Here is a 25,607-nt window from a genome sequence, read left to right on the forward strand (position 1 = left end):
CGCCTTGAACTATTGTTTCGCTTTTTCGTCGCCAGGAAGCACATATTCCGTGCCTTCCCATGGCGACATGAAGTCGAAGTTGCGGAATTCCTGTTTCAGTTCCACCGGCTCGTAGACGACGCGCTTCGCCGCATCGTCATAGCGAACTTCAACGAAACCGGTCGTCGGAAAGTCCTTGCGCAGCGGGTGGCCTTCGAAACCGTAGTCGGTCAGGATGCGGCGCAGGTCCGGATGGCCGGTGAACAGCACACCGTACATGTCCCAGGTCTCACGCTCGAACCAGTCGGCGCCGGGATAGACGGCGCAGGCGGACGGAACCGGCGTATCCTCGTCGGTCGCGACCTTGACGCGGATGCGCAGGTTCTTCTTCGGCGACAGCAGATGATAGACGACGTCGAAACGCAGTTCGCGCTGCGGCCAGTCGACGCCGCAGATGTCGATCAGGTTGACGAAACCGCATTTGGCGTCGTCACGCAGGAAGGTCAGCAGCGGGATCAGGTTTTCACCCGTCGCCGTCAGCGTCAGCTCGCCATACTTCATCTGCGAAGCGGCGATCAGGTTGCCGCGCGCTTCGCCAAGATAGGAGGCAAGCTCAGTCAGGGCTTCACTCATATGCCTTGTCCTTAACCCTTAGCGTTCGATCGTGCCGGTGCGCCGGATCTTCTTCTGCAGCAGAAGCACGCCGTAGAGCAGTGCCTCCGCCGTGGGGGGACAGCCCGGCACATAGATGTCGATCGGCACGACGCGGTCGCAGCCGCGCACCACGGAATAGGAATAGTGATAGTAGCCGCCGCCATTGGCGCAGGAGCCCATCGAGATGACATAACGCGGCTCGGGCATCTGGTCGTAGACCTTGCGCAGAGCTGGCGCCATCTTGTTAGTCAGCGTGCCGGCGACGATCATCACGTCGGACTGGCGCGGCGAAGCGCGCGGCGCAAAACCAAAGCGCTCGACGTCGTAACGCGGCATGGAGAGCTGCATCATTTCGACGGCGCAGCAGGCAAGACCGAAGGTCATCCACATCAGGGAGCCGGTGCGAGCCCAGTTGATCAGTTCGTCCGTCGAGGTGACGAGGAAACCCTTGTCGGCGAGCTCGTTATTGATCTCGCCGAAAAACGCGTCGTTGCTGCCGATCGGCTTGCCGGTCGACGGATCGATGATCCCCTTCGGTTGCGGCGCGACGAGCGGCTGATTGCTCACAGGGGTCACTCCCATTCCAGGGCTCCCTTCTTCCATTCATAGATAAAGCCGATGGTCAGCACGAGGAGGAAGACCATCATGGACCAGAAGCCGAACCAGCCGATGGCGCCGAAGGAAACGGCCCAGGGGAAGAGGAAGGCGACCTCGAGGTCGAAGATGATGAAGAGGATCGACACGAGATAGAAGCGGATGTCGAACTTCATGCGGGCGTCGTCGAAGGCATTGAAGCCGCATTCGTAAGCGGAGAGCTTTTCCGAATCGGGCGCTTTGAAAGCCACGGCGAACGGCGCAATGAGCAGCGCCAGGCCGATAACGAGCGCGATGGCGATGAAGATAGCGATCGGAATATAGGAACTGAGCAGTTCAGTCATCATGTTCATCCTTGCTTGCCGGAGGCGCCAGGCGGCGCATTTGGGCAATTGCCCGACAAGCGAACGTGCGTTGCAACAAGCCGTGGTTAGCGCAGGCGACGCCCCGGCGCAAGACTTTTACAGAGGCAATTCGACGCGTCGCGCGCGGACATTATCAAGCAGATGCAACGATGTCGCGACAAATCCGCAGAAGTCGATTCAAGCTGCATGCCTGACCCTTGGAAACTGCATGGCTTTCGGAAGAGAATGGCGCGAGTGACGGGGCTCGAACCCGCGACCTCCGGCGTGACAGGCCGGCACTCTAACCGACTGAGCTACACCCGCGCATGATGGACGGAAGAGCCGGACGGCAGCGCTTGAACGCCTGCTTTGAAATGGCGCGAGTGACGGGGCTCGAACCCGCGACCTCCGGCGTGACAGGCCGGCACTCTAACCGACTGAGCTACACCCGCACTTCATTTCAAGCAATCCGGATGCCTTCGCACCCTCACCAAAACGGCTGGCCGTTTCGATGAGCGGCTAACTACGGGGTTCGCCTTTTAGTGTCAAGCAGGTTTGGAGACAAAACCATGACAGTCGCTGAATTGTTTCGGCAGAGCCGCTGCAGGAAGAACGGAAAGCCGGCAATTCCAACCTCCGCAGCGGCACTGAGGCACGATCGGAGCCGACGGCGCAGGCAAAACGGATAAGTCCGCTGCCTGCCCTCCCCTTTATCCACAGGCCGACCGAGCGCGATCGGCAGCACAGACCAGCAGACGACCGCCAAAAAAATCAAAAATTCTTCACAAACACTCTTGCGGTTTTGCCGCGATCCGCATAGATCACGGCCACCAACGCAGCAGGCCGATACGGCTTCGCCAGCGATGGGCGATTAGCTCAGTTGGTAGAGCGCCTCGTTTACACCGAGGATGTCGGGAGTTCGAGTCTCTCATCGCCCACCATTTTTTCCAAAGTGCCAAGCAGCTGAATAACGCCGAGGCTTCGCAGACGAACGCCGGCATTGCTTCGTCACCATATTTGCAATTCCAGTTGCGCAGCCGATCCAATCGAGGCGCCCGACAGCTCCAGATGCGCCGCCCCCTGAAAGCCAGTGCTCCACCAAATCGGACTACCCCCGGCCGCCACGCCACCTCCTATTGGGCGAATGGATGGGGGCGGGCAAAAGTGAGATTATTCGTCGCCCGGAAGTCTCCGCAGTTGAAGGCTTACGGTGCCGGGGGGTGCCATGAGAACTCTATGCTCCGCATTGACGCTGTGCATCGCGATCGCCCTTGGCGCGCCAAGCGCCACATATGTCAGCCTGCCCGGATACGCGTTCAAAACGAATCCGAATTGCCAGCGCCAGGTACCGAAGACAAAGTTTGACAGAAGGTGCGACCAGCCGAGACTGGGTTTCAAGGACTTTACGCCCCCGCTTGTGACCGTGCTCGGGATCTGAAGATCCTGCTGGGCTCCTAGCAAATCATCCCTTCGCCAGTTCTTGATCCACCGCGGAAACCAGCCGCGAATCATCTGCCGTCACATCGGGCGCGAAGCGGGCGGCGATTTTGCCGTCGCGGCCGATCAGGAATTTTTCGAAATTCCAGAGAATGTCGTCCTCGTCGCCGCCTGATATGCCGTGGGCATTCAGGCGTTCGCGCATCGGACCCTCGCCCGTCGTCTTCACGCCCGATTTGGTCAACTGCCGGTAGAGCGGGTGCTGGGCCTCGCCCTTGACCGAAATCTTCGAGAAGATCGGGAAGGTGACGTCGTAAGTGGTGGTGCAGAAATCGAGAATCTCGGCGTCGGTGCCGGGCTCCTGGCCCTTGAAGTCATTGGCGGGGAAAGCGGCGATGACGAAGCCGCGCTCGCGCTTTTCGCCATAGAGTCTTTCAAGCCCCTCATATTGCGGGGTCAGCCCGCATTTCGAGGCGACATTGACGATCAGAAGCACCCTGCCCTTGTATTCGTTCAGCGTGATGTCACGACCATCCACAGTCTTGACCGGGATATCCAGCACATTGCCCGTCACGGGAACCTCCAGTTTGATGGGAACATTTTCGCCGAACTTAGCGATATCGCCGTCGTTGTCATCCGCGTCAGAATCAATTCGGCGTTAGAAGAGGCCGGGACCGCGTTGCGGCGGCACCGGCCTTCGCCTATCAGGCGGGGGATGTTTCCTTCACGTCGTCCAGCAGGAAGTGCACGACGAGATAATCCGTCTTGTAGTGGCGGCCGCTGTCCGACACGGATTCCACGCTGCCGCCGTCCTTCGGGTGCCAGGGGTGGTAATGAGGATTGGTGGTGATCAGGGTGATGGCCTTGCCATCTTTTTCGCCAAGCCGGAAGCGCATCTCGGCGAGCGGCCAGATCCGCTCGTAATCTCCCATGGTGATGCGGGCCTTCAGCGCCTTACGGTGCAGCGGCGCTTCGCCGGCCTCGGCGGGTGCTTCCAACGTCACCTCCTCGGCTCCGTTGATGATGGCGTTGAATTCTTCAGGCCACATGCGTCTCATGAAATCGCTCCTCCCGGGGCTCTCGTCAGTCCACAGGTGAAACTTAGCGATTTGTTCGAAAGAAGCAAATTCCTGTCATGCGGTTGTCATCCGCCTCGGCTGCTCCTACGTTCCCGTCATACCGCATCAGGGCCGTCAGCCGCCCCAATCCCGAGATCAGAGATGAAGACACGTGAAGAAAGGCAGGCGCTGCGGGCAAGCATGCCGCGCACCCCGCTCAGCGCCCATCATATGGAACATGCCCGCCTGCTGCCTGATCGCGGCGAACTGCTCTACCGGATCCCAAATGGCGGCATCGGCGTCGAAGTGGGTGCAGCCTTCGGCGAATATACGGCGGAGATCCTGGAAAAGAATCGCCCGGCGCAGCTTTATCTCATCGATCCGTGGTCGATGGATCGCTACAGCTCCGGGATCGACGCGATTCACACGAATTTCGCCGCCGAGATCGAGGCCGGCCGGCTGCACCTGATGCAAGGCACATCGCTCGACAAGCTCGCCGAATTCGAGGACGACTTCCTCGACTGGGCCTATATCGACACCGACCATTCTTTCGAGCTCACCTGGCAGGAGCTCCTGCTCTGCGAGAAGAAGGTGAAGCGGACAGGACGCATTGCCGGCCACGATTTCTGCACAGGCAACACGGTCAAACCGATCGTCTACGGTGTCGTCGAGGCGGTTACGAAATTCTGCAAGGATTATGGCTGGCAATTCGAATTCCTGACGGTCGAATCACACGCGCATTTTTCCTACTGCCTGAAGCGCCTCTGATCAGCTCACGCCTTGCCGGAATATTGATCGTCGCTGACCTTTTCCATCCAGTCGACATGACTGCCGTCCAATGCCTCGTGAATGGCAATATGCGTCATCGCCGTGTCCGGGCCGGCGCCGTGCCAGTGTTTTTCGCCCGGCGCAAACCAGACGGTGTCGCCGGTGCGGATCTCGCGGATGTCCCCGCCCCAGCTCTGGGCGAGGCCCTTGCCCGAGGTGACGACCAGCGTCTAGCCGAGCGGATGCGTGTGCCAAGCCGTGCGGGCGCCCGGTTCGAAGGTGACGGAGGTTGCCCTCACCCGGGCCGGCGCCGGCGGCTCGATCAGCGGATCCTGGCGAACGGCGCCGGTAAAATAGTCGGCCGGCGGTTTCGTCGAGGGGCTGGAGCCGACGGGTTTGATCTCCATGATCGTTCCTTTCCATCCAATAGCGTTGAAGCCTTGTCTCTGGACGATATTTGATTGAGGCGAGCGATCAAGACCGGATCGGCAATTGCCGCACAGTTGCCCGCCTGATAGGCCAGTGCCACTTTCATAACCTGGGGAGATGTTCATGAAACACCATGCTTTTGGCCGCATGCCTTTCACCGTCACCAATGTCGGCTTCGGCGCCTGGCAGATCGGCGGCTCCTGGGGCGATATCAGCGAGGCAGACGGGCGGGCGGCGCTGAATGCCGCGCTCGATGCCGGTATGACGTTCATCGACACGGCGGATGTTTACGGCGACGGCCGCTCGGAAAAGATCATTGCCGATGTCTTGAAGACGCGCGGCGACGAGCGCCCGATGGTCGCGACCAAGGCAGGCCGCCGCCTCAACCCGCATGTCGCGGAAGGTTATACCAAGGCCAATCTCGAAGGCTTCATCGACCGCAGCCTGGAGAATCTTGCGGTCGACAGTCTCGACCTCGTGCAGTTGCACTGCCCGCCGCGCGAGGTGCTTTACCAGCCCGAGGTCTTCGAGAGCCTCGACACGCTGCAGAAAGCCGGCAAGATCAAGGGTTATGGCGTCAGCGTCGAAAAGGTCGAGGACGGCCTGAAGGCGATCGAATATCCCGGCGTCGTCAGCATCCAGATCATCTACAACATCTTCCGCCAACGCCCCGACCATCTGTTCTTCGCCGAGGCGCGCCGCAGGAACGTGGCGATCATCGCCCGCGTGCCGCTCGCAAGCGGCCTTCTCTCCGGCAAGATCAGCCGCGAGACGCAGTTTGCCAGCGACGACCACCGCAATTTCAACCGCCACGGCGAAGCTTTCGATGTCGGCGAGACCTTTGCGGGCGTACCCTTCGAGGTCGGGCTGCAGGCGGTCGAGGAAGTACGCAAGCTGGTGCCGGCCGGCGCCACCATGGCCGCCTTGGCGCTGCGCTGGATCCTGATGAGCGATGCGGTCACCGTCGTCATCCCCGGCGCCCGCAATGCCGAACAGGCGAGAGCCAACGCGGCTGCCGCCGACCTTGCGCCGCTTTCAGCGGATGTCATGGCGACGACGCGTGAAATCTACGAGCGGCTGATCGCGCCGCATGTGCATCAGCGCTGGTAAGCCCTGATGGACCGTTCAAGCCCGGCTGGCCGCCTGGCCGGGCCTGAGACATCATCCCAAGAAGGACCGGATCAGACCGTCACGACAATCTTGCCGAACTGCTCGTTCGATTCCAAGAAGCGGTGCGCCTCGACGATCTGCTCGAAAGGGAATGTCCTTGATATGACAGGCTCCAGCGCGCCGGACGCGAGCCCTTCGAAAATAAAGGTCTTTGCAGCCTGCAGCCGCGCCGGATCGCGGAGGATCTCATGGACGAGATAACCGCGTAGCGTCAGGCCTTTGCCGAGCACCGCAGAAAGCGGAAACGGCGTCGGCTCCTGATTCAATCCGCCATATTCGATGAGAATGCCGCCCGATGACATTGCCGCGCTCAGCGGTTCGAAGATGGGGCCGGCGACGGCATCGAAGACGACCCGCACGCCATCCCGGCCGGCGACGGCCTTCAGCTTCGTTTCCAGATCTTCCTCCTGTGAAGCGAGGACATGCGCAGCACCGGCATCGTGCAATGCCTTACGCTTTACGGAGGTCCTGGTAATCGCGATCGGCGTCGCACCGACCTTGTTGGCAATCTGGATCGCAGCAAGTCCCACGCTGCTCGAGGCAGCGGTAACGGCGACGAAATCACCTTTGCTCAACCCGGCAGTGTCGATGAGTGCGCCGTAGGCCGTCAAAAACGGCATCCAGACGGCAGCGGCCGCCTCCCAGGACAGCGTCGGCGGATGCCTGACGACAAATTCGGCGGGAAAAGTTATGAGTTCCCCATAAGCCGGCCACTGGACCATAGAGATGGGCGGGATGATGCTAACGCGGTCGCCCGGCATAAAACCATCCACCCCCTCGCCCACCGCCTCGACGATACCGGCCGCTTCGAGGCCGAGGCCCGAGGGCAGCGGCGCAGTTTCGATATAGGCGCCTGACCGCAACAAAGCTTCAGCGCGATTGATGCCCAGCGCCTTGACACGGATCTGAACCAACCCCGGCTGGGGCGCGGGAATCACTACATTCTCGATGCGGAGAACCTCGGGACCGCCAAGCTCATGAAAGCGGATTACGCGTGGCATTCGATATCAACTCCAAAATGATTGAACCGAATGATCTATGCCAAGCCGCCTCCAGAAGATAAATTGGCCCGCAGGTAAGACAGAAGAAACCAAGAGTTTGCAATATGGATCGTCTCACCAGCATGGCCGTCTTCGTGAAGGCCGTCGATCTGGGCTCATTCGCAGCGGCCGCCGCGGCCCTTGGCCTGTCCGGACCGATGGTCGGCAAGCATATCCGCTTTCTCGAGGAGCGCCTGGGTGTGAGCCTCATCAACCGGACGACGCGGCGCCAGAGCCTGACGGATTTCGGACGCGCCTATTACGAGCGCTGCCGGATGATCCTTGCGGAGACCGAGGCTGCGGATGCGCTTGCAGTCGATCATCTTTCCGAACCCTGCGGAAGGCTGCGCGTCACCATGCCCGTTCATTTCGGTCGGCGCTGCGTGGTCCCGATCCTAATCGAACTCGCTCAGCGGCATCCGAACCTCGAACTTGATCTATCGCTCAGCGATCCTGTCGTCGACCTCGCGGAGGGCGGCTACGATCTCGCGATCCGCACCGGCGAGTTGGAGGATAGATCGGGCGTCATTGCACGCCGTGTCGCGCGCCAGCGCATGGTGGTCTGCGCCTCGCCGACCTATCTCGATGACCACGGCAGACCTGAGCAGCTCAAGGATCTCGGCGGGCACGATGCTATCGTCTATGCCCGCTCCGCCCGGTTCCGTCCGTGGCTTTTTCCACGCGGCGAAGAGCCACCGATTGAAATCAGGCCCAAGAGCCGTTTGAGGCTCGATGATCTCGATGCCATTGCCGATGCGGCAACGGCAGGCATGGGGCTCGCTTGGCTGCCCTCCTGGCTTATCCGGGACCGTGTGCAGGCAGGGATGCTGGTGGTGGTGCTGCCGGACGAGCCGGAATTCCCGTATGATTGTCATGCGCTGTGGCTACAGACATCGCACCTGCCGCTCAGGACTCGTCTTGCGGTCGACGCATTGGCGGCTGTCTTGCCCAAATTCATGACGTAGGCCATCGGCCGTTCAGGGGCGAATCGGCCAAAGAAAAAGGCCGGGAGCAAAACCCGGCCTTTAAGTATGATGGGAACGCGAACTCCGTTCGTGGCGGTCAAGTTGACCGGGAAGAACAGGGTTTCCCCGGACGAGTCGCTCATACCGTCATTATCGGTGACAGCGTAAGGCTTGCCCGATGCGTCGAAGGCGAAGCCTTCGAGCTTGTCGAGCACATAGCCGTTGGTCGCCGTCTTCAGTTCGCCGAGGAAATCGTGCGCTTCGGTCTTCTTCGCAACCGGCAGTTCGCCCCCGAGCTTGGCCGGCATCTGCGGGATCTTCCCATCATTGACGTTTTCATCGCGCTCGTTTTCGGTCGCGATGGCACCAAACGTCTTTTCCTTGTTGAGGGCGGTGGAATCCGGCTGGCCGCCGAGATCGCAGGTGTTCTCGATCTTCGTCGTCGCCACGTCGACGATTGCGAGGCGGCCGGAGGGCTTGGCCTTGCTTTCGGAGGTATTGACGGCAACCAGCGCCTTGCCGGCGCTCGAGGTGACCGATGTCGGCTCGCCATCCATCATCAGCGCGCCGGCGGCTTTCGGGGCCTTGGCGCTGGTGATGTCGATGAAGCCGATCGCACCGAGCGGGCTGTCGCTATAGATCAGGGTGTTGCCGTCGTCGGTCGCGGTGATGATTTCTGCAGATGTCACCGACAGCTTGTCCTTGTCACCAGGCAGGTTCTGGGCGACCCGGGAAGGAGGCGATGCGGTTGAAGACCGGCTCGGCCGCAGCGGGAAAGGCAACAGATGCGAGAAGCACGGCAGCAAGCGCTGCCTTGCGGGATGAAATTGTCATGGAGACCCCCAATGTCGAAAGATCGAACAGAGGGGTTTTGCGGGACTGCCATGACAGAGACATGACAGCCGGCAAGATTTCAGAGGGTCGGCGTCAGGCTGCCTGCCTTTCCCGCCGCATCTCATTCCTCATGATGAAGAGCGATGCGGAAAGAATGAGTGCAGCGCCCAACCACAGATAGCCGGCGGGCGCATAACCGAAGAACAGCCAACCGGCGAGAACGTTGAGCGGCAGCTTCAGATCATCGAAGGGCTGGACATAGGCGGCGTCGGCGCTGGCATAGGCAAGGGTCAGTAGATATTGCGCCACCACCGTCAGGAGGCCCGCCAGGAGGAAGAGCGCGAGTGTCGTGCCTGTCGGCACTGCGAAGCCCGCGGCAAGCGCCAGACCGCCGTTGATCGGCGTCAGCAGCACCAACAGCCAGACGGTGATGGTCTCCGGCCTCTCGATACCGGTCAGGCTCTTGGTGATGAGCGACGAGGCACCCCAGAGCAGCGCCGAGAGTATCGGCAGGAGCGCTGCCCAAGTGAAGCTGTCCGACCATGGCTGGAGGATGATCATCGCGCCGGCAAAGCCGACACCGGTCGCTGCCCAGCGGGCCGGGCCGACGCGCTCACCGAGGAACAGGCGGGCGCCGAGAATGATGAAGAAGGGTGAGGTCATGACCAGCGCGATCGCCTGCCAGATCGGCACTGAGGCAAGACCGGAAACCCAGGCCTCGACACCGAGCGCGGCAAAGACGACGCGCACGACGTGCCGCAACGGATAGTCCGTCCGCATGGCCGCAAGGCCGGATTTGCGCAGGAAGGGCATGGAGAAGAGGAAGGCGAAGGCATATTGCCAAAAGGCTGCGGAGGCTGGCGGAAAGGCGAGCTTCATGGTCAGCCATTGGGTGACGACGTTGAGCAGCGAGAAGGCGACGCCTCCAAGCACCATGAAAACGGCGCCGGCAATGGTGCGAGATCGCGAGACTGCAAGGGAATTCTGATTCATGTCTTCCATCCGAATAGGGACCAACACAAATCAGGACGCATGAGCGACGATACGCGGAGGCGGGCAGTCCCCTGCCAGCTTGCGGTCATGCTCATTCTCTTTCATCCGGACTATACCGTCGGCTCCGGAATCACACCGGATCTGCTGACCCCTCCCCGGCCAAAGCTTCGGAAGGCGCTCGCGGGCTCGGGCCGCAGCCCTTACCGCCGGTGGGGACTTTCACCCCGCCCTGAGAACAGAATCGTTCGTAAAACAAAGCGCTGCCTGCGGCAAGCGGCAAAACAAAAGGGGTCCGGCAGTGCCGAACCCCTCGAAATCCTGCTCAGCCGTTCTCGTTTACGGCCGGCGGAAGATCAAATCAGCCGTTGACGGCGTCCTTCAGGCCCTTGCCGGGCGTGAACTTCGGCACGTTGCGAGCCGGGATATCGACTTCAGCGCCGGTCGACGGGTTACGGCCCTTCGTTGCAGCGCGATGAGAAACGGTGAAGCTGCCGAAACCAGCGAGGCGGATGTCGCCCTTGTTCTTGAGTTCGGCCTGGACAACGTCAAAAACCGCGTCAACAGCGGAAGCCGCGTCAGACTTCGTCAGTCCTGCCTTTTCGGCGACTGCGGACACGAGTTCATTCTTGTTCATGTTTCCACCCCTTTCTAAATGGTATGAAACGACTCAAATCTAAGCTAGGCGCAGATTAGGTTTCATCAGGCCCGCCGGGAACCCAAAAGCCCTGCAAATCAAGGAAAAGCAAGCGTCTCCATGACGTTTTCACAAAAAAGGCTGGCGTTTCCGCCAGCCTTTTCGCGTCTTTTGCGCCATTGGGGCACAAATGTGGCAAATGCCACTCAATGCGCGATGGTTGCGCCCGTATCATCAAGGCCTTCGACCGACGTGATGACAGGCGTTTCCACCGTGCCATCCCACTCGATCGGCTCCGGCCGCCGGATCAGCGCATGCTTGATCACCTCGCCCATGCGGGACACCGGGATGATCTCCATGCTGTTCTTCACGTTGTCCGGAATCTCCGCCAGATCCTTGGCGTTTTCCTCCGGAATCAGCACCTTCTTGATGCCGCCGCGAAGCGCTGCCAGCAGCTTTTCCTTGAGACCGCCGATCGGCAGCACCCGGCCGCGAAGGGTGATTTCACCGGTCATGGCCACATGCTTGTTCACCGGGATGCCAGTCATGATCGAAACGATGGCGGTTGCCATGGCGACACCGGCCGACGGGCCATCCTTCGGCGTCGCCCCTTCCGGCACGTGCACGTGGATGTCGTTCTTTTCGAACATCGGCGGTTCGATGCCGAAATCGACAGCGCGCGAGCGGACATAAGAGGCCGCCGCCGAGATCGATTCCTTCATGACGTCCTTCAGATTGCCCGTAACCGTCATGCGGCCCTTGCCCGGCATCATCACGCCTTCGATGGTCAGTAGTTCGCCGCCGACTTCCGTCCAGGCAAGACCGGTCACGACGCCGACCTGATCCTCGCCCTCGGCTTCGCCATGGCGGAAGCGCGGGACGCCGAGATAGTCGGCGATGTTGGCGGCCGTCACGTGAACGGACTTCGTCTTGCCCTTGATGATCTCGGTGACCGCCTTGCGGGCGAGCTTCATCAATTCGCGTTCGAAGCTGCGGACACCGGCCTCGCGGGTGTACTGCTGGCTGATCGCCATCAGGGCGTCGTCGCTGACCGAGAATTCTTCCGGCTGCAACGCATGTTCCTTGATAGCTTTCGGCAGCAGGTGCCGCTTGGCGATCTCACGCTTCTCGTCCTCGGTGTAGCCGGCGATACGGATGATTTCCATGCGGTCCATCAAAGGCGCAGGAATGTTCAGCGTATTCGCCGTCGTGATGAACATCACATCCGACAGGTCGTATTCGACTTCCAGATAGTGGTCCATGAAGGTCGAGTTCTGCGCCGGATCGAGCACTTCGAGCAGGGCCGAAGACGGATCGCCGCGGAAATCCATGCCCATCTTGTCGATTTCGTCGAGCAGGAAGAGCGGGTTGGACTTCTTCGCCTTCTTCATCGACTGGATGACCTTGCCGGGCATCGAGCCGATATAGGTGCGGCGGTGACCGCGGATTTCGGCTTCGTCGCGAACGCCGCCGAGCGCCATGCGGACATACTCGCGGCCGGTCGCCTTGGCGATCGACTGGGCGAGCGAGGTCTTGCCGACGCCCGGAGGGCCGACGAGGCAGAGAATCGGGCCCTTGATCTTGGTGGCGCGGGCCTGCACGGCGAGATATTCGACAATGCGCTCCTTGACCTTGTCGAGACCGAAGTGATCGGCCTCGAGGATCTTCTCGGCATTGTTGAGGTCGGCCTTGATCTTCGACTTCTTGCCCCACGGGATACCGAGCAGCCAATCCAGATAATTGCGCACGACGGTGGCTTCGGCCGACATCGGGCTCATCTGGCGCAGCTTCTTCAGCTCCGCCTCGGCCTTTTCACGGGCCTCCTTGGACAGCTTGGTCTTGGAGATGCGCTCTTCCAGTTCGCTCATCTCGTCGCGGCCTTCCTCGCCGTCGCCGAGCTCCTTCTGGATCGCCTTCATCTGCTCATTGAGATAGTATTCGCGCTGGGTCTTCTCCATCTGGCGCTTGACGCGCGAGCGGATGCGCTTTTCGACCTGCAGGACCGAAATCTCGCCTTCCATGAAGCCGAGGGCCTTTTCGAGACGCTGCTTGACGCTGGTCGTCTCCAGCATCTCCTGCTTCTCGGTGATCTTGATCGACAGATGCGAGGCGACCGTATCGGCGAGCTTGGAATAGTCGTCGATCTGGCTGGCGGCGCCGACCACTTCGGGCGAAATTTTCTTGTTGAGCTTCACATAGCTTTCGAATTCGGAAACGACCGAGCGCGACAAGGCTTCCAGTTCGACCGGATCGTCATGCGGCTCCTCGAGCACATGGCCGAGCGCCTCATAGAAATCCTCACGGCTCGTATAGGTGTCGATCTCGGCGCGGGCGCGGCCTTCGACCAGAACCTTGACGGTGCCGTCAGGAAGCTTCAGCAGCTGCAGCACGTTTGCCACGGTGCCGACATTATGGATCGCCGAAGGGTCCGGATCATCGTCGCTGGCGTTGATCTGCGTCACCAGCATGATCTGCTTGTCCGAGCCCATGACCTCTTCGAGCGCACGGATCGACTTTTCCCGTCCGACAAACAGCGGCACGATCATATGCGGGAAAACCACGATGTCACGCAAAGGCAGAACAGGGTAGGCAGTGCTGCTCGCTACAGACGTTTTCTTCGTCATTTTTTATCCTTTCCATCGTCCCGTTGCCGGGCTCTCTGCACGGCCGCTTGGGATCGGCCGGCACTCTCACTTGGCCTACAAGTGGAGGTTCTGACTACGCTTTTCAAGCCACGCTAACGCCCGCGTTCCCCGGATATGACAGCTTCGTTACAACGGAACACCAGCACTATGAAACGCGTGGCTGGACCGGCGCTTACCACTTCCGACCCGGCTAAATACAACGCCAGCAATACACTCACGGAATCACTGCATCATTGCCAAGCACCGCCCCTTGCGCAACATCGGCAAAGGCAAGCTCCAGTTCCCACCACCAAAATACTAACAGCGCCTCGCATGGTTTTTCAAATAGAAAGGGGCTCGCCCATGGCAAGCCCCTTAAAATAATGGTGTGAAAACCATAAGATTACGCGGAAGCGTTGGCTTTTTCTTCCTGACGATCGGCATAGATGTAGAGCGGACGAGCCGAGCCGCGCACCACTTCCTCCGAGATGACGACCTCGCGCACGCCTTCCAGCGTCGGCAGTTCGAACATCGTGTCGAGCAGGATCTTTTCCATGATCGAACGAAGGCCGCGGGCGCCGGTCTTGCGCACGATCGCCTTGCGGGCGATTTCGCGCAGCGCATCTTCGTGGAAAGTCAGTTCCACATCTTCCATCTCGAACAGCCGCTGATACTGCTTGATCAGCGCGTTCTTCGGCTCGGACAGGATCTGAATCAGCGCGTCCTCATCGAGGTCCTCGAGCGTCGCCAGAACCGGCAGACGGCCGATGAACTCGGGAATGAGGCCGAACTTGACCAGATCTTCCGGCTCCAGTTCGCGCAGGACTTCGCCGACGCGGCGGTCGTCCTGGGCCTTGACGGTCGCACCGAAGCCGATCGAGGTCTTCTCGCCGCGGGCGGAGATAATCTTGTCGAGACCGGCGAAGGCGCCGCCACAGATGAACAGGATGTTCGTCGTGTCGACCTGCAGGAATTCCTGCTGCGGGTGCTTGCGGCCACCCTGCGGCGGAACGGATGCAACCGTGCCTTCCATGATCTTCAAGAGCGCCTGCTGCACGCCCTCGCCCGAGACGTCGCGGGTGATCGACGGATTGTCAGACTTGCGCGAAATCTTGTCGACTTCATCGATGTAGACGATGCCGCGCTGCGCGCGCTCGACGTTGTAGTCGGCGGCCTGCAGGAGCTTCAGGATGATGTTTTCGACGTCCTCGCCGACATAACCGGCTTCGGTCAGCGTCGTCGCATCCGCCATGGTGAAGGGAACGTCGATGATGCGGGCGAGCGTCTGGGCCAGATAGGTCTTGCCACAGCCTGTGGGGCCGACGAGCATGATGTTCGACTTCGCCAGTTCGACTTCGCCGTTCTTGGAGGCGTGCGCCAGGCGCTTGTAATGGTTGTGAACGGCGACCGACAGGATCTTCTTTGCCTGCCGCTGGCCGATGACGTATTCATCGAGGACCTTAATGATGTCCTGGGGCGTCGGAACGCCGTCGCGGGACTTGACCATCGAGGACTTGTTCTCCTCGCGGATGATGTCCATGCACAATTCGACGCATTCATCGCAGATGAAGACGGTCGGTCCGGCAATCAGTTTCCGGACTTCGTGCTGGCTCTTTCCGCAGAACGAACAATAGAGGGTGTTCTTGGAGTCGCCGCCGTTGCTGCCGCTGACCTTGCTCATATCACTTTCCTTCCAGCACGCCGCATTTCAAGGCGAAATCGCGGTCCACTCTATCAGCTCCTGGCGGCACTCCGTTTCCGGAGCCTTTGCCGAGAAGGGCTTCAGGGGCTACGAACCGGTCCCAATCAACCATGTCCGGGTTCCGGCGGCAACGAATTCCCCTTCGAATGCCGAATGCTATGTCATAAAAATTCAACATAGCATTAATAGTTACTATTAGCGTCTTCGTCGCCAGTTGAAAGCCTTGTTCGATCACAAATGAGATAGAACTGTGGCGAGGAAAACACCATCCCAATTAATTACTAGGCCTGCTCGCCTTCCATCTCGAGGCGTGACGTCAGAACCTTGTCGATCACGCCCCAACCCTGGGCCTCGTCCGCATCCATGAAATGGTCACGATCGAGCGTCTTTTCAACTTCCTCGTAGCTGCGGCCGGTGTGCTTGACATAGACCTCGTTCAGCCGGCGCTTCATCTTGAGGATATCGCGGGCGTGGCGCTCGATGTCCGAGGCCTGGCCCTGGAAGCCGCCCGAGGGCTGATGAACCATGATGCGGGAATTCGGGGTGGCGAAGCGCATGTCCTTATGGCCGGCCGCCAACAGCAGCGAACCCATGGACGCGGCCTGGCCGATGCAGAGCGTCGACACAGCAGGTTTGATGAACTGCATCGTGTCGTAGATCGCCATGCCGGCGGTGACGACGCCACCCGGCGAATTGATGTAGAGAGCGATTTCCTTCTTCGGGTTTTCCGCCTCGAGGAAGAGAAGCTGGGCGCAGACGAGCGTCGCCATATGATCCTCGACGGCGCCGGTCAGGAAGATGATGCGTTCCTTCAACAGACGGGAATAGATGTCGTAGGAGCGTTCACCGCGGTTGGTCTGTTCCACGACCATCGGCACCAGGGCCATTGCGGTATCAACTGGGTTTCTCATGTGCGTCCTTTGTCAACGTCATGCCGGCAGGCCGGGAATCAAAGAAAATGTCTTATCCCTACATAGAGTGTCCCTGCCCTCCTCTTCAAGACACGCCTTGGGATAACGTTAAGAAGGCGGGGCAAGACGGCGAGGATTCGACGCCGGCAGCCTCTTTCTCGCAAACGCCTGTTGGCCGCGAGCCCTCGATGGCGTCTCCCCCCGCTTTTCTCCACGACAGGATGAAGGAAAGGTTACTCCATTCGGCAGCGCTCACGCACGTTTACCCAACGGAAAGCCTATCGCTAGATACCGGCCGAAAATCATGCCGCAGTGCAACGACATTAAGGAACTGGCGAGCTTCCTCCGCAAGGATGCGGGCCAACAGACAAGGTCGACGGGCAAGGGGTTGCTGCCGTGTTCAATATCGCTACAGGTCTCGCCATCTGGTGTTCGGAGGCCATGACGCTCGCTTTGGTGCTTTTCGTCGCCTGGCGCCACAATGTCAGAAACGAAGCCTATCTTTATTGGGGCCTCGGCTTCTTTCTGACCGCCATCGGCTTTGCGACGATCTCGTTGCGCAGCGAAATCCCCAGTCTGCTTTCCATCGAGGTGGGCAATGCCATCGCGCTGCTCGGCCAGAGCGCCTGGGTGGCAGGCTTTCTCGCACTCGACCGCAAGAAGATCGAATGGTGGGCTCTGCTGCCACCGGCAATCTGGCTGGCCGGGGTCTTTCTGCCCTGGGTCAACACCGATTATTCCAACCGCGTCGTGCTCTATAATCTCGCTTCGGCGACGGGCGCCACGGCATTGGCCATGGCGGTCGCCGCCGGCGACATGCGCCGCGAGCGCACCCGCATCAAGCTGATGGGCGTGTTCGTCATCCAGGGCGGCCTGTGTTTCGGCTCGGCGCTGACGATGGCGGTGACGCTGCCAAGCGATATCGAGGCGACCAATCTCGGCGGCGTCTCGGCCATGGCAAGCGCCTTCCTGCTCACCATCGCCTTCGCGCTCACCTGCCGACTGGTGATGGAGCGCTCCGAACGGCATCTGCGCGTAATGACGCTGACCGATTCCCTGACCGGCGTGCTCAACCGCCGTGGCCTGCTCGGCTATTTCGAGTCCATCCAGGAGAGAGCCCATGGCGAGCAGCGGCAGGTCGCAGTGATCCTTTTCGACCTCGACCATTTCAAGCGCGTCAACGACCGCTTCGGCCATCAGTCCGGCGACGCCGTGCTTACCGCTTTCGCACGCATGGCCCGGCAATATATTCCAAACAACATCTTCGGCCGCATGGGCGGCGAAGAATTCGCCGCCTTCGCGGCCGTCGCCGACCAGACGGAAGCCGAGGCGATCGCCGAAGCGATCCGCACCGAATTCTGCCGCCTTCCCGTCAGCACCGGCGAAGCGATCGTTCCGGTCACGGTCAGCATCGGTATCGCACTCGCCTCCTCGATCGAAGCCAATATCGACAAGCTGATCTCAGCCGCCGACCGGGCGCTCTATGCGGCCAAGGCCGCCGGCCGCAATTGCACGGTCACCTTCGGCGAAGAGGAAGCGGCGGCCCCGGCGCCGGCCACGCCGAGCACCACCGCTGGCGAGCTCGTGCCGACGGTCGACGACCAGGTCGAGGCGCTGCGGCGCATGGGCGCGCTGTCACGGGCCGGCTAGCCGTAAGTCAAAAAGCAGAATCAATCCCTAGGTTTGACACGGATCTTAAAGCCATTGGCGCGTCCGATCGGGCGCGCCTGGTTCCGGCCGAACACTCCTCACCCACATCTTTTCGAGGGCCGGCAAATCCGCTAAGCCTTCGGTTCATGACGATACCGCCGTTTCTCTCGATCGACCCCGCCCTCCGCCACGTCTCGCTGGACGCCCGCAAGCCGGCCTTCTACGGCAACCCGAATGCCGTCTACGCCACGCTTCACGCCCATTGTCCGACCTTCTACTGGACCGAGCAGAAACAGTGGTTCTTCACCGGTTACGACCATGTGAACGGGTTGCTGCGCGACCGCCGCTTCGGCCGGCAGATCCTGCACATCGCCAGCCGCGAGGAGCTCGGCCTTGCGGAGCCGATGGCGCATCTTGAAAGTTTCGATCTCTCGGAACGTTATTCCCTGCTCGAGCTCGAACCGCCGGAGCACACGCGGCTGCGCACGCTCGTCAACCGCGCCTTCGTCTCCCGCCATGTCGAAAAGATGAAGCCGGAGCTCGCCGAGCTTGCCAACCGGCTGATCGACGGCTTCGCGGACAAGGGCGAGGTCGAGCTGCTCTCGGCCTTTGCCGACATCATCCCGGTGACGATGATCGCCCGGATGATCGGCATCCCCGAAGAGATGGGGCCGCAGCTGCTCGCCTGGTCGCATGCCTATGTCCGCATGTACATGTTCGGCCGCACCCGCCGGCAAGAAGAAGAGGCCGAACGGGCGGCCAGAGAATTTTCCGATTATGTCAGGGGGATAATCGCAGAACGCCGGGCCGAGCCGCGCGATGACCTGTTGACCCACATGATCCACACAGAGCACAAGGGCCAATACCTCACCGAAGAAGAGCTCATTTCAACGACGATCGTGCTGCTGAATGCCGGCCATGAAGCGACCGTGCACCAGATCGGCAACTCCGTGCACACCATCCTCGACAGCGGCTGCGATCCGGCAGAACTCTTCCGGGACGAAGCGGCGACGGAGCGCACCGTCGAGGAAACCCTGCGCATCTGCGCGCCCGTCCACATCTTCCAGCGCTGGGCGCTCGAGCCCGCGGAGATCGACGGCGTTTCCTTCAAGCGCGGCGACAAGGTAAGCCTCATCCTCGCCGCCGCCAATCTCGACCCGGCGAAATTCACCGATCCCCTCGCCTTCCGCCCCGACCGCAACGAGGCGCCGAACCTCTCCTTCGGCGCCGGCATCCATTTCTGCATCGGCGCACCGCTGGCGCGGCTGGAGCTCAACGTCATGCTGCCGATCCTGTTCGAACGGCTTGCCGGCCTCAGGCTGGCGAAGACGCCCGTCGTAAAGGACGTCTATCATTTCCACGGGCTCGACCGGCTGGATCTCCGGTGGTGATCCGCTCAGGACGGCAGATCAGCGGAAGCTCTGCGCAGTGTGCCGGCGCGATCTCGCGGCATTACGCTGCCTGTTCGTGAAGCAGGCTGGTTATATCAAGCGCCGACATGGGTTTTCCGATCAAATAGCCTTGCAGCTGGTCACAGCCGGCCTCGCGCAAGACCGCTGCCTGGCGGATATTCTCGATGCCTTCGGCGGTAACGGGAATTTGCAGAGCGGTTGCCAAAGAGATAGTCGCCTTGAGAACATCGGCGCCATTCGAGGCCTGGTCGAGAGCGGAGACCAGTGAGCGGTCGATCTTCATCCGATCGAAGCCGAACTGCCGCAATGCACCGATGCTTGCATAGCCGCAGCCGAAGTCGTCGAGCGCGAATTTGATACCGACCTGCTTGAGGTGATCTATCGATCGACGCGCCTGATCCGGATTGGTCATGAGGACGCCTTCGGTGATTTCCAATGTCAGGCGCCTCGGATCGAAATCGAGTTCCTGCAGGAGGGATATGACTTCGGCGGCAAATTCCGGATTGCAAAGCTGGACCGGCGAAACGTTGACGGACAACGCCAGACCAGGCCAATTCTTGGCGTGCTCGATCGATGTTTTCAGCATGTGACCGCCGAGCGCATCAATGAGGCCGCATCTTTCGGCAAGCGGAATGAAAATCTCCGGACTGATATTTCCTGTCGCAGTCCGCCAGCGGGCCAGCGCTTCAAGACCGGTGACAACGCCCGTCGTCGCAGAAACGAGAGGTTGGAAAACGGCTTCGATCGCACCATTGCCGATGGCGTTTTTCAACAGAGTTTCCAGTTCGGCGACCCTTTGGCGCTCCCGATCCAGCTCGGGGTCGTATTCGATCGCCCGGCCTCTGCCATTTTCCTTGGCGCGGTAGAGCGCCATATCAGCCCTGCGTAAAAGCTCCAGAGCCTCGATGTCTGCGTCACGCGCAGCAGCGCCGATGCTCGCACCGACCTCGATCGTTCGTCCATCGATTTTGAAAGGTTCGGCAAACAGCGCCAGAATCGTCTCTTCTATCTCCTGACGCGCGGCCGTTCCGACCTGCACCAGAGCGAACTCGTCGCCCCCCAACCGAGCCACGGCAACGACTTCGGGGTGGCAGGCGATCAGCGCGTTCGAGACGATCCGGATCAGATCATCCCCGACCGCATGCCCCCAGGCGTCATTGACCGCCTTGAAACCATCGAGATCGACCAGGTAGAGCCGAGGCGGCAAAAGGTCCGAGCCTTCCAGGTCCTCCAGCAGGGTGAGAAGCCCATGCCTGTTCAGGAGGCCGCTCAGACTGTCGTGGTTCGCTTCGAAAATCGCTGCTTGCGCCAGTTGACGAAGACGCCGCGCTTCGGCTGCGCCCACTAGCAGAACGCCGGCCAGGAACAGCACGAGGATGATGATGGCGGCTGCAACGAAAGGGTAGACCTGTCGGAACACGGCGCTTCCCGGCGCTTTGCTTGGCCAGACGAGATGGCCGATCACGCCACCCTTCATATCCGTGATCGGTGTGTTCAGCAGACCCGGCTCGGGCGCGGCGGCAAGGCGCAAGCCCTCGAGTTCGTGTTCGTTCGAAAGCGTGCTGAGAACGTCCGAGTTGAATTGCTTGTAGAAGCTCAGCACGCTGAGCTTCGTCGGAAGCTCGCCTTCCGCTCGATAAGGCTGGATCGGCTGTGACGCGATGAGGGCGATGCCCGTTTCCGTCTTAATGAAATTGATCACCGGCGCCTGTCCGAAATCGGTGGCCGTATTGATCTGCCGGTAGAAGGCTTCGCCGAAAAAGGCGCTCGGCTGGAAGGGCTTGCCTTTGGCATAGGCGGAGACGATCGACGAGCGGTCGGGACCGGTCACGATGGCGCCGTCATAGAGCGGATAATCCTCGCTGGTTTTACCCCAGTTCTCATAAGCCCAATCCGCGGCGCCGGGAGATGCGATCGCCTTATAGGCATCATCCCATACGGCGTTATCCGTCGTCGTCGCGCTCAGGCGGCTGACAAAGGCTGCGATCGCCGCGCGGGAGGCGCGAATGGCCCTGGCATCGTCGATTTCGTTCGCCGACCGCGTCATCGTGGCGACGACATGCGCCATGAGGCCGGTCAAGACGAGCGCGACGACGAGGAAGAAAACGGTTGTCGCAATGATGGAAGACGTTTGGGTTCGAACGTGCCTACCCGCAAGATTCGACGACATGCCAATCCCGAAAAGATGAACTGTGAGACCATGTCTGTGGTGACGGCAGGAGACATCATGTCCGCAATGCGCTGCAGATAAGGTCTAGCACTTGACGATGTAGGTCTCCTTAATGGGAAAGATCAAATGCCGTCTATCCGCGAAAGAGATGCGGTATTTCGGGGGAAACGCACAATAATCGCCGCAAACCGGGACAGACCGCCATCGCCAAAGCCGGCTCGCAGCCGCTGTTCAGACCTTGATTACATAGTCCTTGCGAGTCGTTTCAATGACTTCCCAGGTTCCCTTGAAGCCCGGCCTCAAGATCATCCGGTCGCCCGCCTTCAAATGCACCGGCTCACCGCCGTCCTCCGTGACGATCGAATGGCCTGACAGCAGGCTGAAATATTCCCACTCCTCGTAAACGATCCGCCACTTGCCGGCTGTCGCCTCCCAGATGCCGGAATAGAGGCCGCCGTCTCCCTCCTCCAGATTCCAGGTGCGAAATTGCGGATCACCGGAGATGATCCGAGCGGGCTCCGGGGCGCCGAACTCGGGTTCGACGCCATCGATGTTGAAGGTGATGAAATTCGTTACGGCCATCGTGGACTTCTCCGCTATCAGTGTCGTAAGCGGCAAGGGTCTGCGCGCGATTGTTTGAAATTTTTCAATTTGTCTCTCGTCACACAGGGCATTGACCGCGCTTGGGAACTCCAGGAGCCCCTTCTCCCATCACCTTGAGCGACATTTGTGAAGATGGCGGTTAGAATTGACGGCAGTGCTTTCAGTTTGTGAGAGTTTTGCCTGCCTTGGCCGCGGCCGCATCTGACGCAATGCCAGGCTGATAAGGAGCCGCTTGAAATGGGGGCTATCTTGGCACGGCCGAGCGCAGGTCCGGTCGCCGCTCTGTCACTCCGACGGGGACGACTGTCAGAGCAGCGATACCCGCTTCATCGGCTGCAAGCAGAAGCGCCTCACGGAATCGTTCCGGGCTAATTTTCCCGGTAATTGCATCGACACAGGCTTTTACGGCAGCGACGTATTCCTCGCCGTCATCAGAAGGCCAATCATTGATCAGGAGATGCGCCGCATCGCCGAGCGTCCGGACGATCTTGCGTGTTGCCGGACCGCGCAAAGCAAGCGCGACCGGCGTGAATGCCGATGATGTATCCCAGCACATCGTCCCCGACCCCTCAAGGCATGGTTACTGCAATCCTAACCGTGCAACATACGCTTGTTTTCTGAAATTTGGAATTGAAAACTGAGCGATAAAACTGCTTCAACGTGAAGTAGCGGAGGCTAAAGAAAGGGACTCAAGGACCTCCTGTCCGAACGCCCTGAGACGCGGGCGATATGGGTCGCGCCGATCACGAGGGCAGCAACCGATACGACCGATTTGCAACTGGTGGCCACGGAGGCGCAGCCGCTCAGAGTTTGGCACGAAGCCCATAGCCGCCATGACGAACCAGTCAGTTCCTATGGGTGCTGGTCACTCTGACATAATAGCCGTCAGGATCGACAAGACGAAAGTCGCGCAGTCCCCAGGGCTGCATCGCGAGAGCGGAAATTGGCCAGCCGCTCTCGTCCGCCTTGCGATGGGCATCCTCGACATCAGCGACCTTCAGGACGATCTCGACGCCGAGGCCGACCCTGTCGCCGATTGCGCCGCGTAATGGATGATCGCTCGAAAGGACGCTTCGCGAATTGATCGCGATGACGGCGTCGCCGTTTCTCAACATCGTATATTCCGTGCTCGTCGAGCCCTCGACTTCAAAGCCCAGGACTCGCTGGTAGAAATCAATCGATGTCCGAGGCGTTTGGACAAACAACTCCAAAGGCAGGTGCAACTGGACCTCCCTCTGCATGAATTCTATGCTTACCAGAAGAAGCGGACGAACGCCGCACTGGCCAAACTTCAACTGCCTGGCCCGGATCAAACACGCTGCCGCCGCAATTCGCGAAGGACTCGTTCAACTCCCTGTTCCAGCGTCAGGTTCGATGTGTCGAGAATTTCGCATCTGTATGCCGCTGCTTCATGGCGTAGGAAGGCGGCCCAGTTCATCATATCCGGATTTGCCAACTCAGGTTGGCCTCGATCAACCGAAAGGCGCCTGGCTCGGGTGTCGTCGTCGCAATCGATCAGAATACAGGAATGCGCACCGATCCCGGCACCTTCGGCGGCTTCGGCCAGAAAGGAAAAACGCGACTGCCCCTCGAATAGGATGCTACGCCCTTCTGCCAGGAGCGGCGACAGTCGCGACATCCATGCGAAAGTGGCCGCTCTCTGCCATCCTTCGACGGAGCCGAATTGATCAACCATCTCTTGCACAGGCGGAACGCCGATGCTGTCCTTGTAAAAGACGTCGATCTCTTGCCCATGCCGGCGGGCGATAGCTTCGGCAATGGTAGTTTTCCCGGCTCCCGATGCACCGGTGAGAATGACGAGTGGCATGACTGTTCCCGCAATGGCGGCCAGCGGAAGGCATCCGCAAGGTGGCCGCTGGTTGTATTTCGACAATGGTCGTCTGCGAAATTACAACGTCTGCCGCGAACGACAATCAGTGTCCTTCGCAGCAAACGTTTGTATGTGCCACGATTGAAATTGTTGGATTTTTCATGCGCGTTCGCAGCATACGTTCAACACCTTCGCAGCATACTATTGCTCAGCTCGAGGGCTTTCGCAGCATACCTATGTTCAGTTTTGCAACCAGAGAAAAGCCTACATTGCGACCAAGAATATCATGCGCTTGTCCGCTGGAGCGAAGCTGGTGCCGGGGTCAGGAGGTTGCGCCGGCCGCCTTGGGAACCCGAGCTCCAATTTCCTTCCGCCAACAATGGATCAACCAGCGTAGCCTCACGAAGGTGCAGATAGGAAAGCCGATCTGCTTGTCGCTGACGAACAGAGGTTGCTGACATGCGCCCGGTGATGCAAGCGCTTGAGACCGCACTTGGCGAGCGTCGGTGAACCGCATCCGGGACAAGTTCCACGGGTGCCGGTCGTCGCTTCTTGACGGATTCCTTCTACGAGGGCGAATTTCATTGTCATCTCCAAACCGCCATGAGCGCGCCGTGAACGAAGTAAGCTCGGTTCCTAGTAGGGAATGGCGGGCGGCTTGGTTGCCGCTTGGAGATTCTTCGGGCAGTTTCGTCTGCCTCATGTTCTGATTCGTCTGGCCCGCCTGACGAATAAGCTGAGGCTATTCGCCCATACATCAGAAATCAACTGTATCGACGGCGTTATGCACCATTAGTATTGACGACGCCGTCGCTCTTTATGCATCGGAGGCTGAATTGTATATTGGCGTTGTTCGATAGCCTGGGGCGATATGCGCAGGAAGCTTACAATCATCTTCGCAGCAGAATATCCCATTAGGAACAATCGCAAGGCTCGGAGGTTTATGCTTCAGTCGGGCGTAAGCGTAATTGGAGCGCGGCGCTCTCCCCATCCCTCGGGTATCCGAGGTTGCTTCCAGCTTTCGAGCTGTGACGCGGGGTTCGAATCCCTGCCCCGACAACCATATTCGACACAATCGAACAAAGCCTGCCGTCCGTCCGAGGGATGCCTTATCACCTCGCCGTTGAACTGCGCCGCCATCAGCTTGGCGAGTTTCGATCCGATCCCGTCGCCAAGGTCGGCGGGCACCCTGCCACGGTGTCAGCCACGGTGAGCAGGATGTCTGCTCCTTCCGAGGTCAATGTGATCTCGACGCTTCCGCCTTCGTCGTTCGGGAAAGCGTACTTGAAGGCGTTCGAAGTCCCGCTTCGGGATGGTGATCAGAGTTTATGCCACTCAGTGCGAGCTGATCGCACGACCGCTGGAGGCGAGATGCTCTGTAATGGCGCGCCGGATTTCGATAACCGTGTCGAAGAGCCTGTTGTCCAGGTCGATGACATTGAAGCGGACAGCGATGAATTTGAGGCGGTTTTCGACAGGGACCGCGATCCCGACTTCCTGACCATTGAATACGACAGCTTGCTTTTGCATAACAAACCTCAGGCGCGCCACACGGGAGCACCATCTTAGAAAAGTGGAAGAAAGGGTTACGACGCGTCAGATGCCGTCGTAGGTCGGTATCGGATCGAGACGAGATCACGCATTCGCTGCACCATTGCGAAGAAACGAAGTCGGACAAACAACGTCATCATCCTCCCTCAAGCAAGGTCAAACCACCGCTGAGTATCGCTGGCGAGGGCCGGTTATTTCGGAACTCTTCTATAAAAAACGTAGTCGAGAACTTCGAGCAAGCAACTGATTTTTGT

The 25,607-nt window shown here is 59.9% G+C and carries 23 protein-coding genes, 3 tRNA genes, 2 pseudogenes and 1 riboswitch; of the genes and pseudogenes, 7 read left to right on the plus strand and 21 right to left on the minus strand.

Annotation, left to right across the window (positions count from 1 at the left end; translation table 11 throughout):
- Positions 1-9: 9 nt before the first annotated feature.
- From GGD53_RS01620 to GGD53_RS01640, 5 genes are all read right to left on the minus strand, one after another.
- A complete protein-coding gene (locus GGD53_RS01620; RefSeq protein WP_184452966.1) occupies positions 10-612 on the minus strand; it encodes an NADH-quinone oxidoreductase subunit C in 603 nt (200 codons plus the stop codon).
- 18 nt (positions 613-630) lie between these two features.
- Positions 631-1,215 carry a NuoB/complex I 20 kDa subunit family protein gene (locus tag GGD53_RS01625; protein WP_064801815.1) on the minus strand — a complete coding sequence of 195 codons (585 nt, stop codon included), beginning with the start codon at positions 1,213-1,215 and terminating at the stop codon, positions 631-633.
- The gene (locus GGD53_RS01630) at positions 1,206-1,571 is read right to left on the minus strand and encodes an NADH-quinone oxidoreductase subunit A (protein ID WP_010055493.1); all 366 of its coding nucleotides are present in this window, start codon (positions 1,569-1,571) and stop codon (positions 1,206-1,208) included. Before GGD53_RS01630 ends, GGD53_RS01625 begins: the two co-directional genes overlap by 10 nt.
- A gap of 247 nt (positions 1,572-1,818) precedes the next feature.
- Positions 1,819-1,895: transfer RNA gene (locus GGD53_RS01635), tRNA-Asp, on the minus strand.
- A 51-nt stretch (positions 1,896-1,946) separates the two neighbouring features.
- Positions 1,947-2,023 (minus strand) — tRNA-Asp (locus GGD53_RS01640).
- Between the two features lie 413 nt (positions 2,024-2,436).
- Between GGD53_RS01640 and GGD53_RS01645 the strand changes: the two genes are divergently transcribed.
- Together GGD53_RS01645 and GGD53_RS32225 are read left to right on the plus strand one after the other, a co-directional pair.
- Positions 2,437-2,512, plus strand: a tRNA-Val gene (locus GGD53_RS01645).
- Positions 2,513-2,796: 284 nt separating this feature from the next.
- Complete coding sequence (locus GGD53_RS32225) at positions 2,797-3,009, plus strand: hypothetical protein (protein WP_348647394.1); 213 nt, start codon at positions 2,797-2,799, stop codon at positions 3,007-3,009.
- Between the two features lie 24 nt (positions 3,010-3,033).
- Here the strand turns inward: GGD53_RS32225 and GGD53_RS01650 are convergent, their stop codons facing one another.
- Positions 3,034-3,582: a glutathione peroxidase gene (locus tag GGD53_RS01650; RefSeq protein ID WP_184452968.1), complete on the minus strand. Its 549-nt coding sequence runs from the start codon at positions 3,580-3,582 to the stop codon at positions 3,034-3,036.
- Positions 3,583-3,712: 130 nt separating this feature from the next.
- Entirely contained in the window at positions 3,713-4,066 is a 354-nt protein-coding gene (locus GGD53_RS01655) for a hypothetical protein (protein ID WP_184452970.1), read from the minus strand.
- A 162-nt stretch (positions 4,067-4,228) separates the two neighbouring features.
- Here GGD53_RS01655 and GGD53_RS01660 point away from each other — a divergent pair, with 162 nt between their 5' ends.
- On the plus strand, positions 4,229-4,834 hold the full coding sequence (locus GGD53_RS01660) for a class I SAM-dependent methyltransferase (RefSeq protein ID WP_184452972.1): 606 nt from the start codon (positions 4,229-4,231) through the stop codon (positions 4,832-4,834).
- Positions 4,835-4,839: 5 nt separating this feature from the next.
- On the opposite strand, the pseudogene GGD53_RS01665 reads toward GGD53_RS01660, so the two are convergent.
- A pseudogene (locus GGD53_RS01665) lies at positions 4,840-5,241 on the minus strand ((R)-mandelonitrile lyase).
- 145 nt (positions 5,242-5,386) lie between these two features.
- Between GGD53_RS01665 and GGD53_RS01670 the strand changes: the two are divergent.
- Positions 5,387-6,373, plus strand: a complete 987-nt coding sequence (locus tag GGD53_RS01670; protein WP_184452975.1) for an aldo/keto reductase — start codon at positions 5,387-5,389, stop codon at positions 6,371-6,373.
- Between the two features lie 71 nt (positions 6,374-6,444).
- Here GGD53_RS01670 and GGD53_RS01675 read toward each other — a convergent pair whose 3' ends face one another.
- Positions 6,445-7,434, minus strand: coding sequence for a zinc-dependent alcohol dehydrogenase family protein (locus GGD53_RS01675; protein ID WP_184452978.1), 990 nt, complete (start codon positions 7,432-7,434; stop codon positions 6,445-6,447).
- A gap of 104 nt (positions 7,435-7,538) precedes the next feature.
- On the opposite strand from GGD53_RS01675, the gene GGD53_RS01680 reads away from it, so the two are divergent.
- Positions 7,539-8,438 (plus strand): LysR family transcriptional regulator, encoded by a 900-nt coding sequence (locus tag GGD53_RS01680; RefSeq protein ID WP_184452980.1) that lies wholly within the window; start codon positions 7,539-7,541, stop codon positions 8,436-8,438.
- Between the two features lie 299 nt (positions 8,439-8,737).
- Here the strand turns inward: GGD53_RS01680 and GGD53_RS01685 are convergent.
- The 6 genes and pseudogenes from GGD53_RS01685 to clpP form a co-directional block, all read right to left on the minus strand.
- Positions 8,738-9,272 (minus strand): annotated as a pseudogene (locus GGD53_RS01685) (esterase-like activity of phytase family protein); the annotation flags it as partial.
- A 93-nt stretch (positions 9,273-9,365) separates the two neighbouring features.
- On the minus strand, positions 9,366-10,274 hold the full coding sequence (locus GGD53_RS01690) for a DMT family transporter (protein ID WP_432443120.1): 909 nt from the start codon (positions 10,272-10,274) through the stop codon (positions 9,366-9,368).
- An 80-nt stretch (positions 10,275-10,354) separates the two neighbouring features.
- Positions 10,355-10,506, minus strand: a riboswitch (FMN riboswitch).
- Between the two features lie 117 nt (positions 10,507-10,623).
- Positions 10,624-10,899, minus strand: coding sequence for a DNA-binding protein HupB (gene hupB, locus GGD53_RS01695; RefSeq protein WP_003558438.1), 276 nt, complete (start codon positions 10,897-10,899; stop codon positions 10,624-10,626).
- Between the two features lie 206 nt (positions 10,900-11,105).
- Entirely contained in the window at positions 11,106-13,523 is a 2,418-nt protein-coding gene (lon, locus tag GGD53_RS01700) for an endopeptidase La (RefSeq protein WP_085777766.1), read from the minus strand.
- A 403-nt stretch (positions 13,524-13,926) separates the two neighbouring features.
- On the minus strand, positions 13,927-15,204 hold the full coding sequence (clpX, locus tag GGD53_RS01705; protein ID WP_004680013.1) for an ATP-dependent Clp protease ATP-binding subunit ClpX: 1,278 nt from the start codon (positions 15,202-15,204) through the stop codon (positions 13,927-13,929).
- Between the two features lie 302 nt (positions 15,205-15,506).
- Entirely contained in the window at positions 15,507-16,136 is a 630-nt protein-coding gene (clpP, locus tag GGD53_RS01710) for an ATP-dependent Clp endopeptidase proteolytic subunit ClpP (protein WP_038688182.1), read from the minus strand.
- Positions 16,137-16,532: 396 nt separating this feature from the next.
- Here clpP and GGD53_RS01715 point away from each other — a divergent pair, with 396 nt between their 5' ends.
- Positions 16,533-17,786 (plus strand): diguanylate cyclase, encoded by a 1,254-nt coding sequence (locus GGD53_RS01715; RefSeq protein WP_184452984.1) that lies wholly within the window; start codon positions 16,533-16,535, stop codon positions 17,784-17,786.
- A gap of 146 nt (positions 17,787-17,932) precedes the next feature.
- Complete coding sequence (locus GGD53_RS01720; RefSeq protein ID WP_184452986.1) at positions 17,933-19,177, plus strand: cytochrome P450; 1,245 nt, start codon at positions 17,933-17,935, stop codon at positions 19,175-19,177.
- 61 nt (positions 19,178-19,238) lie between these two features.
- On the opposite strand, the gene GGD53_RS01725 is transcribed toward GGD53_RS01720, so the two are convergent.
- The 6 genes from GGD53_RS01725 to GGD53_RS31560 all read right to left on the minus strand — a co-directional run bounded on the left by GGD53_RS01725 (position 19,239) and on the right by GGD53_RS31560 (position 25,332).
- Positions 19,239-21,368, minus strand: coding sequence for a bifunctional diguanylate cyclase/phosphodiesterase (locus tag GGD53_RS01725; protein ID WP_184452988.1), 2,130 nt, complete (start codon positions 21,366-21,368; stop codon positions 19,239-19,241).
- Positions 21,369-21,599: 231 nt separating this feature from the next.
- Positions 21,600-21,950 (minus strand): cupin domain-containing protein, encoded by a 351-nt coding sequence (locus GGD53_RS01730; RefSeq protein WP_184452990.1) that lies wholly within the window; start codon positions 21,948-21,950, stop codon positions 21,600-21,602.
- Positions 21,951-22,215: 265 nt separating this feature from the next.
- Positions 22,216-22,527: a DUF982 domain-containing protein gene (locus GGD53_RS01735; protein ID WP_184452992.1), complete on the minus strand. Its 312-nt coding sequence runs from the start codon at positions 22,525-22,527 to the stop codon at positions 22,216-22,218.
- A gap of 289 nt (positions 22,528-22,816) precedes the next feature.
- Entirely contained in the window at positions 22,817-23,194 is a 378-nt protein-coding gene (locus tag GGD53_RS01740; RefSeq protein WP_184453495.1) for a VOC family protein, read from the minus strand.
- An 86-nt stretch (positions 23,195-23,280) separates the two neighbouring features.
- A complete protein-coding gene (locus tag GGD53_RS01745) occupies positions 23,281-23,799 on the minus strand; it encodes an AAA family ATPase (RefSeq protein ID WP_184452994.1) in 519 nt (172 codons plus the stop codon).
- A gap of 1,338 nt (positions 23,800-25,137) precedes the next feature.
- Positions 25,138-25,332 (minus strand): hypothetical protein, encoded by a 195-nt coding sequence (locus GGD53_RS31560; RefSeq protein WP_246717682.1) that lies wholly within the window; start codon positions 25,330-25,332, stop codon positions 25,138-25,140.
- Positions 25,333-25,607: the final 275 nt, after the last annotated feature.

The sequence above is a fragment of the Rhizobium aethiopicum genome (assembly GCF_014197535.1).
Taxonomy (GTDB): domain Bacteria; phylum Pseudomonadota; class Alphaproteobacteria; order Rhizobiales; family Rhizobiaceae; genus Rhizobium; species Rhizobium aethiopicum_A.

Coding starts and splice junctions, on each gene's coding strand:
- GGD53_RS01620 (WP_184452966.1), bottom strand. CDS start 612: ATGAGTGAAGCCCTGACTGAGCTTGCCTCCTATCTTGGCGAAGCGCGC.
- GGD53_RS01625 (WP_064801815.1), bottom strand. CDS start 1,215: ATGGGAGTGACCCCTGTGAGCAATCAGCCGCTCGTCGCGCCGCAACCG.
- GGD53_RS01630 (WP_010055493.1), bottom strand. CDS start 1,571: ATGACTGAACTGCTCAGTTCCTATATTCCGATCGCTATCTTCATCGCC.
- GGD53_RS32225 (WP_348647394.1), top strand. CDS start 2,797: ATGAGAACTCTATGCTCCGCATTGACGCTGTGCATCGCGATCGCCCTT.
- GGD53_RS01655 (WP_184452970.1), bottom strand. CDS start 4,066: ATGAGACGCATGTGGCCTGAAGAATTCAACGCCATCATCAACGGAGCC.
- GGD53_RS01660 (WP_184452972.1), top strand. CDS start 4,229: ATGAAGACACGTGAAGAAAGGCAGGCGCTGCGGGCAAGCATGCCGCGC.
- GGD53_RS01670 (WP_184452975.1), top strand. CDS start 5,387: ATGAAACACCATGCTTTTGGCCGCATGCCTTTCACCGTCACCAATGTC.
- GGD53_RS01675 (WP_184452978.1), bottom strand. CDS start 7,434: ATGCCACGCGTAATCCGCTTTCATGAGCTTGGCGGTCCCGAGGTTCTC.
- GGD53_RS01680 (WP_184452980.1), top strand. CDS start 7,539: ATGGATCGTCTCACCAGCATGGCCGTCTTCGTGAAGGCCGTCGATCTG.
- GGD53_RS01690 (WP_432443120.1), bottom strand. CDS start 10,274: ATGGAAGACATGAATCAGAATTCCCTTGCAGTCTCGCGATCTCGCACC.
- hupB (WP_003558438.1), bottom strand. CDS start 10,899: ATGAACAAGAATGAACTCGTGTCCGCAGTCGCCGAAAAGGCAGGACTG.
- lon (WP_085777766.1), bottom strand. CDS start 13,523: ATGACGAAGAAAACGTCTGTAGCGAGCAGCACTGCCTACCCTGTTCTG.
- clpX (WP_004680013.1), bottom strand. CDS start 15,204: ATGAGCAAGGTCAGCGGCAGCAACGGCGGCGACTCCAAGAACACCCTC.
- clpP (WP_038688182.1), bottom strand. CDS start 16,136: ATGAGAAACCCAGTTGATACCGCAATGGCCCTGGTGCCGATGGTCGTG.
- GGD53_RS01720 (WP_184452986.1), top strand. CDS start 17,933: ATGACGATACCGCCGTTTCTCTCGATCGACCCCGCCCTCCGCCACGTC.
- GGD53_RS01725 (WP_184452988.1), bottom strand. CDS start 21,368: ATGTCGTCGAATCTTGCGGGTAGGCACGTTCGAACCCAAACGTCTTCC.
- GGD53_RS01730 (WP_184452990.1), bottom strand. CDS start 21,950: ATGGCCGTAACGAATTTCATCACCTTCAACATCGATGGCGTCGAACCC.
- GGD53_RS01735 (WP_184452992.1), bottom strand. CDS start 22,527: ATGTGCTGGGATACATCATCGGCATTCACGCCGGTCGCGCTTGCTTTG.
- GGD53_RS01745 (WP_184452994.1), bottom strand. CDS start 23,799: ATGCCACTCGTCATTCTCACCGGTGCATCGGGAGCCGGGAAAACTACC.
- GGD53_RS31560 (WP_246717682.1), bottom strand. CDS start 25,332: ATGCAAAAGCAAGCTGTCGTATTCAATGGTCAGGAAGTCGGGATCGCG.